The 8,835-nt window shown below is 63.2% G+C and carries 7 protein-coding genes and 1 other RNA gene; 3 read left to right on the forward strand and 5 right to left on the reverse strand.

The features are described 5' to 3' along the window. Nucleotides 1–340, forward strand: a 340-nt coding sequence (locus EN991_RS12770; RefSeq protein WP_206519200.1) for a PLP-dependent transferase, incomplete at its 5' end; no start/stop codon positions are given. An 88-nt stretch (nucleotides 341–428) separates the two neighbouring features. On the opposite strand, the gene rnpB is transcribed toward EN991_RS12770, so the two are convergent. The 5 genes from rnpB to EN991_RS12795 all read right to left on the reverse strand — a co-directional run bounded on the left by rnpB (nucleotide 429) and on the right by EN991_RS12795 (nucleotide 3,850). Beyond that, an RNA gene (gene rnpB / locus EN991_RS12775) (RNase P RNA component class A) lies at nucleotides 429–838 on the reverse strand. A 50-nt stretch (nucleotides 839–888) separates the two neighbouring features. Then, nucleotides 889–1,620, reverse strand: coding sequence for a transglycosylase SLT domain-containing protein (locus EN991_RS12780; protein WP_127368883.1), 732 nt, complete (start codon nucleotides 1,618–1,620; stop codon nucleotides 889–891). A gap of 209 nt (nucleotides 1,621–1,829) precedes the next feature. Continuing rightward, the gene (locus EN991_RS12785) at nucleotides 1,830–2,585 is read right to left on the reverse strand and encodes an N-acetylmuramoyl-L-alanine amidase (protein ID WP_127368884.1); all 756 of its coding nucleotides are present in this window, start codon (nucleotides 2,583–2,585) and stop codon (nucleotides 1,830–1,832) included. Beyond that, nucleotides 2,582–3,301: a DnaJ family molecular chaperone gene (locus EN991_RS12790; protein ID WP_027160641.1), complete on the reverse strand. Its 720-nt coding sequence runs from the start codon at nucleotides 3,299–3,301 to the stop codon at nucleotides 2,582–2,584. Before EN991_RS12790 ends, EN991_RS12785 begins: the two co-directional genes overlap by 4 nt. A 174-nt stretch (nucleotides 3,302–3,475) precedes the next feature. Beyond that, nucleotides 3,476–3,850 (reverse strand): hypothetical protein, encoded by a 375-nt coding sequence (locus tag EN991_RS12795; protein WP_244514312.1) that lies wholly within the window; start codon nucleotides 3,848–3,850, stop codon nucleotides 3,476–3,478. An 80-nt stretch (nucleotides 3,851–3,930) separates the two neighbouring features. On the opposite strand from EN991_RS12795, the gene EN991_RS12800 reads away from it, so the two are divergent. Both EN991_RS12800 and EN991_RS12805 read left to right on the forward strand, forming a co-directional pair. Beyond that, the gene (locus EN991_RS12800; protein ID WP_127368885.1) at nucleotides 3,931–7,578 is read left to right on the forward strand and encodes a hydantoinase B/oxoprolinase family protein; all 3,648 of its coding nucleotides are present in this window, start codon (nucleotides 3,931–3,933) and stop codon (nucleotides 7,576–7,578) included. A gap of 94 nt (nucleotides 7,579–7,672) precedes the next feature. Beyond that, nucleotides 7,673–8,835, forward strand: a 1,163-nt coding sequence (locus EN991_RS12805; RefSeq protein ID WP_245460955.1) for a DUF3419 family protein, incomplete at its 3' end; no start/stop codon positions are given.

The raw sequence follows: 8,835 nt of genomic DNA on the forward strand, positions 1-8,835 counted from the left end.
GCTGCAGGGCCACAAGGCAATCAGTGGCCTGCGTTATCCCGGGCTGGAAGGCGACCCTTCGCACAACCTAGCCCGCGCCCAGATGGAGCGCTTCGGCTTTCTCATCTCGTTCGAACTCGCCTCGGAAGACAAAGCCGAGGACTTCATCAACAATTGTGCCCTGATGCAGGCCGCGACATCCTTCGGCGGCGTCCACACCTCCGCCGAGCGGCGCCTGAAGCGAGGCGATGCGGTCTCCGCCGGTTTCGTCCGCCTGTCGGTCGGCTGCGAGCCGGTGGAAGAGCTCTGGAAAGCGATCGAGACGTCGCTGGACGGGATCAGCGGCTCCCGGCTCGGATGAACGGCCGGACAGGCTTGAATCAACAGGCGCGCCCCAGGGGCGCAACCTGCTGATTTCAAGAGATTTCTCTTGATATCGGGGGAGAGAAATTGCCAGCTGGCCTGTAAGCCGGGTTCTGTATGGCCCTCGTCCCTTGCGAGGCGAGAACGTGGCGGCCATTCATCTTGGGCGCATGTTGCCATGCGCCTCACGCAACCTACCCGGACGGTGAGCCGGAAACAGCCCTCGAGGGTTTCCCCTCGCACCGTCCCTATTCGGTCTTGCTCCCGGTGGGGTTTACCGTGCCGCTCCTGTTGCCAGTCGCGCGGTGGGCTCTTACCCCACCCTTTCACCCTTGCCCCGAATCCGGCAAGCCGGATCGTGGCGGTTTGCTTTCTGTGGCACTTTCCCTGGGGTCGCCCCCGCCGGCCATTAACCGGCACCGTGTTTCCATGGAGCCCGGACTTTCCTCACCCACGACCTTTCGGCGTTTGCGGGTGCGGCCGCCCAGCCAGCTGGCAGAGCGTATAAAGGGGTTCACGCCCGAAAACGCAAACGAAAAAGCTGACTTATGCGGGCGATCCAAGCGCAGCCATCTGCACCTTGACCTTGCCGCAATAGGCTGCCGACACGGGGTTCATCCGCGTTGCGGCGTGTCCGGCATTGTATTTCAGAATGGTGCCGCAGGTCGTGCCGCCACCGAGGCTCCGTGCCATGGCAAGGTATTTCATGCCGTATTTGATGTTGGTGTCGGGATCGAACAGGCCCTTGGCGGAGCCGCTATAGCCCATCATCCGAGCCGTGGCCGGCTTGATCTGCATCAGGCCGATCTCGCCGGCGCTGCCGACGATGTTGGGCCGGTAGTTGCTCTCGATCTTGATGACCGCCGAGGCGAGCGACACCGGCACGCCTTCGATCGCCGCATAGCGGGCAACGATTGCGGAATACTGGCCGCTGCTCGCCACCGCGGCCGTCGACTCCGCCGCGTTCCTGAGGCCGATCGATGCCGTTCTCGTCATGTCGACGGTCTTGCGGCCGCGCTTCGTCTGCCTTTTGGCGATGGACTTCTTCGCTTTGGACCAGCTTGCCTTTTCCGCTTTGGCGGAAGCCCGCTTCGTCTCCGCTTTGGCGGATGCCTGCTTTGTCGCCTTGGCGTCGTGGCCTGCCTTGCCGCTTTTTGCGGATACCACGGGAAACCCTTGATCGGCCCGCGGGCTGAATGACGCTGCATGCGCCGCACTGAAGGCAAAAGTCATTACGCCGGCAGCAAGAGCTGCCGTTAAAACGGTAAATTTCTGCATGTGATCCTGTTCTGTCTGAACCGCGCGAAGATGTTCACGCAGCAACGCCTAACCAACGTCGGAACAACCCGGGGGGCTTGGGGTCCGACATCTACACGTCAGCCGTTTGACGCCCGAATTGGTGTCAAACAAGGCCAGGCAAGTCACTTTGAGTGACAGCCTGTAACTTAAGGATTGGAAAGAATTGCTTGGGAGAGGTCTCCCGGGGATTAGCGCTTCACGGAAGCAAGCAGCCTTTGCAGCGTCCGCAGCGTCGAGCCGTCGGCAACGCCGTCCACCTTGCGCGGCCGGAAATGCCGTTGGAAGGCTTCGACCACCGCCTCCGTCTGCCGGTCCAAAACGCCGGATATTTCAACGCCATAGCCGTAGAGCGCCAGCATCGACTGCAACGCTTCGACATCGCCGCCGGTGTCGCCGGTTGTCAGAGTGGCGCCTCGCCTGACGGGCGCGGCCGTAACGAGATGGCCGACACCGGCCTCGAATAGCGTCCGCCACGGAAACTTCTCGCCGGGATCGATTTTGCGCCCCGGCGCAACATCGGAATGCGCGAGTACCCGCTCGGCGGCGATCGAATGCCGACCGGCGATCCCCCGGCACAGCCCGATCACGGCATCGATCTGCCGCCGGGGAAAACCGGGATAGCCCAGCGAATGCCCCGGATTGACGATCTCGATGCCGACGGAACAGGAATTGATGTCGGCGCATCCGAACCACGAACTCTTGCCGGCATGCCAGGCGCGGTCGCTTTCCCTGACCATCTGCACGATATGGCCATTCTCGTGGACCAGATAATGCGACGAGACCTCGCTGGCCGGATCGCAAAGCCAGGCCTCGGCCCCGGCGCCGGTCGCCATGCCGGTGTAGTGCAGCACGATCATGTCGGGCCTGGGTGTCTCGCGCCGCGGGCCGAAATTCGGCGATACCCTGACTTCGGCACGTGGCTCGTCGGGCAGAAAGCCGCTCATGCGTGGCGCAGGCCCCGCTCGATCATCTCGTAGGCGGCATTGATCGCCGCCACCCTGGTGGTCGCGATCTTGATGAATTCCTGAGGCAGGCCGCGCGCAATCAGCCGATCCGGATGATTGTCGGAAACCAGCTTGCGATAGCGTTTCCTGACCTCTTCGAACGGCTTGCCGCGCTCGATGCCCAGCACGACATAGGGATCCCCGGCGCCGAGATTGACGTGCCGGGCCATGATGGCTTCGTAATGCACTTCGTCGATGCGGAAAATCTCGGCGATGCGGTGCAGGAAATGGCCTTCGCGCTCGTGCACCAGCCCGTCGGCCTTGGCGATATGGAACAGACCGTCGAGTATGTCTTCAAGCATCACGCAGTTGGAATGCCCCGAACCGCACATCTGCGCCATCCGCTCGGCATAGGTTTCGAAACCGGCCACGTCGCGCTGGGCGAGATCGAACAGCCGCGCCACATTGCGCGTCTCCTTCGGCGGCACTTCGAATATCTCCTGGAAGGCGCGCACCTCGTCCTGGGTGACGATGCCATCGGCCTTGGCCATCTTGGCCGACAGCGCGATCATCGCCACCGAAAAGGCGACACGCCGGCGCAAATCCGCATCGCCGGAGAAAACCGTGCGCACAGCCTCGACAACGTCGGCGACACCCGACGAGGTTGAGGATGAAACGCGGGTGATGAACTCGCCGAGGCGATCCCAAATCGACATGGCCTGCTTCTTAGAGCCACCGCTCCCTCCTATCAAGCCGGGACAGTGCCGCAGGCTTTGCGCGACAAATCGATCCGGCGCGCGAGAGGGATTGGCCCACGGCGCCCGGACGACATGAGAAAGGCCGGCGCGAGCCGGCCTTCCTCATTCATCACAAGAAGTACTGCTTGCTCACTACTGCGCGGGCGCAGGAGCTGGTGTTGCCGGAGCCGGCTCGGCGGGCTTCTCGGGTGTGATGCTCTTCGTGGTCGAATTATCCGTTGCCGGAGGCGTCGCGGCCGGCGGCGTGGCTTCCGGGGTGGCCGGCTTCATCGGTTCCTCGGCGGCCGGCGGGTTGGTGCTCTGGGTGGTGGTGTTGTCCGTACCGCTGTCACTGCAGGCGGCGACGCCAAGCAAAGCCAAACCGGAAACGGACGCGAGAATGAGCTTTTTCATTTGTCTCTCCTTCAACACACGCTCACGTTGCCGTGAGCGGTCGAAGGACAAATGCGTCAGCCGGCCATGAGTTTCGTAACGTTGCGTTTCCGCATGTAACATCGTCTGGTTCATTTGCGATTGCCGCCCAGGCCGTAGCGAACTAACAGCATGTGCCGAAACACCGATCGAACAGAAGAGCGCCAGGGGCTGTCATGACCGAAAAATGGGATTTCTGGATCGACCGCGGCGGCACATTCACCGATATCATCGGCCGAGATCCGGAAGGCGGGCTGCACCCGCGCAAGCTTCTCTCCGAAAATCCCGAAGCCTATAACGATGCCGCCATCCAGGGCATTCGCGACCTTCTTGGCTTGTCGGCCGGCGACACGATCCCGAGCGGCCTGATCGGCGACATCAAGATGGGCACCACGGTCGCCACAAATGCGCTGCTGGAGCGCAAGGGCGACCGCGTGCTTTTGCTCATCACCAAGGGCTTCCGCGATGCGCTGAAGATCGCCTACCAGGCACGCCCGGACATCTTCGCCAAGGAGATCATCCTTCCCGAACAACTCTACGAGCGCGTCATCGAAATCAACGAGCGTGTGCGCGCCGATGGCTGCGTCGAACAATTGCTCGATATCGCCGCCTGCCGGCCGGCGATCGAACAGGCCAGGGCCGATGGCATCGATGCGGTCGCCATCGTCTTCATGCACGCCTGGAAATACCCCGACCACGAGAAGGCCGTGGCGAAAGTCTGCCGCAAACTCGGTTTCAGCCAGGTCTCGGTCAGCCATGAGGTCTCGCCGCTGATCAAGCTGGTCGGCCGCGGCGACACCGCGGTGGTCGACGCCTATTTGTCGCCGATCCTGTCGCGCTATGTGCAAAGGGTGGCGGGAGAGTTGGGTGCGGCGCCAAGCTCCCCCCTTGTGGGGGAGAGCGATCAATCCCCCCGCCTGATGTTCATGATGTCGTCGGGCGGTCTCACCGCCGCCGACATGTTCCAGGGCAAGGACGCACTGCTGTCAGGACCAGCCGGCGGTGTCGTCGGCATGGTCGAGACGGCCAGGCTCGCCGGCTTCGACAAGGTCATCGGTTTCGACATGGGCGGCACCTCGACCGACGTCGCTCACTATGACGGCGAATATGAGCGCGCCTTCGACACCGAGGTCGCCGGCGTGCGCATCCGCGCGCCGATGATGCGCATCCATACCGTCGCCGCCGGCGGCGGCTCGATCCTGCACTACGAGGCCGGCCGCTTCCGGGCCGGGCCGGATTCGGCTGGCGCCAATCCCGGCCCGGCAGCCTACCGGCGCGGCGGCCCGCTCGCCGTCACCGACGCCAATGTGATGCTGGGCAAGCTGCAGCCCGATTTCTTCCCGGCCATTTTCGGACCCGGCCAGGACGAGCCGCTCGACGTCGAGACGGTACGGGCAAAATTCGCCGCACTCGCCGCCGAAATCGGCGATGGCCGGTCGCCCGAGACTGTCGCCGAGGGCTTCGTCACTATCGCCGTCGAAAACATGGCCAATGCCATCAAGAAGATCTCCGTGCAGCGCGGCTACGACGTCACCGAATATCTCTTGAACTGTTTTGGCGGCGCCGGCGGCCAGCACGCTTGCCTGGTCGCCGATGCGCTCGGCATGGAAGCGGTGCTGATCCATCCCTTCTCAGGTCTTCTGTCGGCCTATGGCATCGGCCTGTCCTCGGTCTTTGCCTCGCGCCAGCAGGCGCTGCTGAAACCGCTTGCCGAAGAGTCCAGAACGGAGATCGGCAACCTCATTGCCACCTTGAGGAAAGCCGTTGTCGCAGAACTCGCGGCGCAAGGCATCGGCGAGGATACGGTCGCCACGAAGTCGGTGCTGCACATTCGCTACGACGGCACCGACACGACACTGCCGGTGAATTTCGAGGCGGATTCGATTTTCCAGGCCAGGCGCGATTTTGAAATCGCCCACAAGGCGCAGTTCGGTTTCGTCTATGACGACAAGCCGATGATCGTCGAGACCGTCGGCGTCGAAGGCACCGACACCGGCGGCACTGGGCGCGACGAAACTGAATCGCGAACCGAAGACCTTGCCGTAAGCCCTTCACAGACCCGCGAAATCTTCACCGAGGGAGAGTGGCGCACTTCACCCATCTTCCGCCGCGAGGCGCTGAAGCCGGGAAACAGGGTTGCGGGACCTGCCTTGATTATCGAGCCGAACCAGACAATCGTCATCGAGCCGGGCTGGCTGGCCGAAATCACCGCCAGGAACCATGTGCTCCTGCGCCGCGTCGAGAAAAAGCGCCGGCAGGCAGCGCTCGGCACCGAGGCCGATCCGGTCATGCTGGAGGTTTTCAACAACCTCTTCATGTCGATCGCCGAGCAGATGGGCGTCACGCTGCAGAACACCGCCTATTCCGTCAACATCAAGGAACGGCTGGATTTTTCCTGCGCCGTCTTCGACCGGACCGGCGCGCTGGTCGCCAATGCGCCGCACATGCCGGTACATCTCGGCTCGATGGACCGCTCGGTCGAAACCATCATCCGGCTGAATTCCGGCGACATCCACCCCGGCGACGTCTTTGCCCTCAACGCACCCTACAATGGCGGCACGCATCTGCCGGACATCACTGTCGTGACGCCGGTCTTCGATGATGCCAAGGAAAGAATCCTGTTCTGGGCCGCCTCGCGCGGCCATCACGCCGATATCGGCGGCACGGCACCCGGCTCGATGACGCCGCTCGCCACCACGGTCGACGAGGAAGGCGTGCTGTTCGACAATTTCCGCATCGTCGACCGTGGCCGCTTCCGCGAGAAGGAGCTGGAAACGCTGCTCACCGATCACCGCTATCCGGCCCGCAATCCGCACCAGAACATCGCCGACCTCAAGGCGCAGATCGCCGCCAACGAGAAGGGCGTAGCCGAACTGCGCAAGATGGTCGCCCATTTCGGCCTCGATGTCGTCGAGGCCTATATGGGCCATGTCCAGGACAATGCCGCCGAAAGCGTGCGCCGCGTGCTAGAGCGGCTGCCGGATAGTTCTGAGTACGAATACCCGACCGACACCGGCCAGATCATCAAGGTGAAGATCACGGTCGACCGGCAAAAGCGCGAGGCGACGGTAGACTTCACCGGCACCTCGCCGGTGATGAAGAACAATTTCAACGCGCCCGAGCCGGTGGCCCGCGCCGCCGTGCTCTACGCCTTCCGCGTCATGGTCGAGGATATGATCCCGATGAATGCCGGGTGCCTGCGGCCCATCAACATCATCATTCCCGATGGCTGCATGCTGAAACCCGCCTACCCCGCCGCCGTCGTCGCCGGCAATGTCGAGACCTCGCAGCATGTCACCAACGCGCTGTTCGGCGCCATGGGCGCCATGGCCAACGCCCAAGGCACGATGAACAACCTGACCTTCGGCAACAAGACGTACCAGTACTACGAGACGATCTGCTCCGGCTCGCCGGCCGGCCAGATGAACTCCGGCCGCGGCTTTGCCGGCACCTCCGGCGTCCACACCCACATGACCAATTCGCGCCTCACCGATCCCGAAGTGCTGGAACTGCGCTTTCCCGTGCTGCTCGAGGATTTCCACATTCGGGAAAATTCCGGCGGCAACGGCAGATGGAGCGCCGGCGATGGCACCAAACGCACCATCCGCTTCCTCGAAAAGATGGAATGCGCGATCCTGTCCTCGCACCGCAACCGTCCTCCCAAGGGGCTGGACGGAGGCGGCGATGGCGAGGTCGGCTCGACCAAGATCCGCCGCAAGGACGGCACGATCGACCTGCTGAAAGCCTGCGACCAGACCATGTTGCAGGCCGGCGACGCCGTCATCCTGACGACGCCGACGCCGGGGGGATTTGGCCGGCGATGACCTCGCCCCCGGGCTGCTAGCCGGCTGCTGTCATCCATCTGTCATCGCCGAGCGCTACCCGCTTGCGGCAAAGCAAATGGGGAATCACTTTGCCATGACGGACGTTTCCGCAGATCTGGTTTTTCGCCGCGGCAAGGAAGTTGGAAAGGCCGTCTATCAGAACCGCCCGCTGTCGAAAGCCGGCATTTCGGAGCGGCTGTTCGCCTTCCTGTTTTCCGGCCTCGTCTATCCGCAGATCTGGGAAGACCCCGATGTCGACATGGAGGCGATGCAGCTCGGCCAGGGCCACCGCGTCGTCACCATCGCCTCCGGCGGCTGCAACATCCTGGCCTACCTCACGCGCTCGCCGGCCCGGGTCGACGCCGTCGACCTCAACACCGCGCACATCGCCCTGAACCGCATGAAGCTGGAGGCGATGCGCCATTTGCCATCGCAGGGCGACCTGTTCCGCTTCTTCGGCGCCGCCGACACCAGCCACAATTCGAAAGCGTATGACCGTTTCATCGCGCCGCATCTCGATCCTGTCAGCCGTCACTACTGGGAGCGCCGCAACTGGCGCGGGCGCCGTAGGATCACTGTCTTCGACCGCAATTTCTACCAGACCGGCCTGCTCGGCCTGTTCATCGCCATGGGCCATCGCACGGGAAAATTCTTCGGCGTCGACCCAGCCGGCATCATGCAGGCCAGGAACATCGGCGAGCAGCGCCGCTTCTTCAACGAGGAGTTGGCGCCGGTCTTCGACAACAAGCTTTTGAGATGGGCGACGTCGCGCAAGGCTTCACTGTTCGGCCTCGGCATTCCACCGGCGCAGTACGATTCGCTGATCACTTCTGGCGACGGCACCATGGCCAGCGTGCTGAAAGCCCGGCTGGAAAAACTCGCTTGCGATTTTCCGCTGGAGAATAACTACTTCGCCTGGCAGGCCTTTGCCCGCCGCTATCCGAACCCCGGCGAGGCCGCCCTGCCCGCCTATCTCGAAAAGCAGAATTACGAGAGCATCCGCGGCAATGTCGACCGCGTCGCCATCCACCATGCCAATCTGATCGAGTTTCTCGCCGGCAAGGATGCAGGCTCCGTCGACCGTTTCATCCTGCTCGATGCACAGGACTGGATGACCGACGACCAGCTCAACGCGCTGTGGGCGGAAATCACCCGCACGGCTTCGGCCGGCGCCCGCGTCATCTTCCGCACCGCCGCCGAGCCCAGCCTGCTGCCGGGTCGCGTCTCCAGCTCGCTGCTCGACCAATGGGACTATCA

It is taken from the genome of Mesorhizobium sp. M7A.F.Ca.US.005.03.2.1, assembly GCF_003997795.1.
GTDB lineage: Bacteria > Pseudomonadota > Alphaproteobacteria > Rhizobiales > Rhizobiaceae > Mesorhizobium > Mesorhizobium ciceri.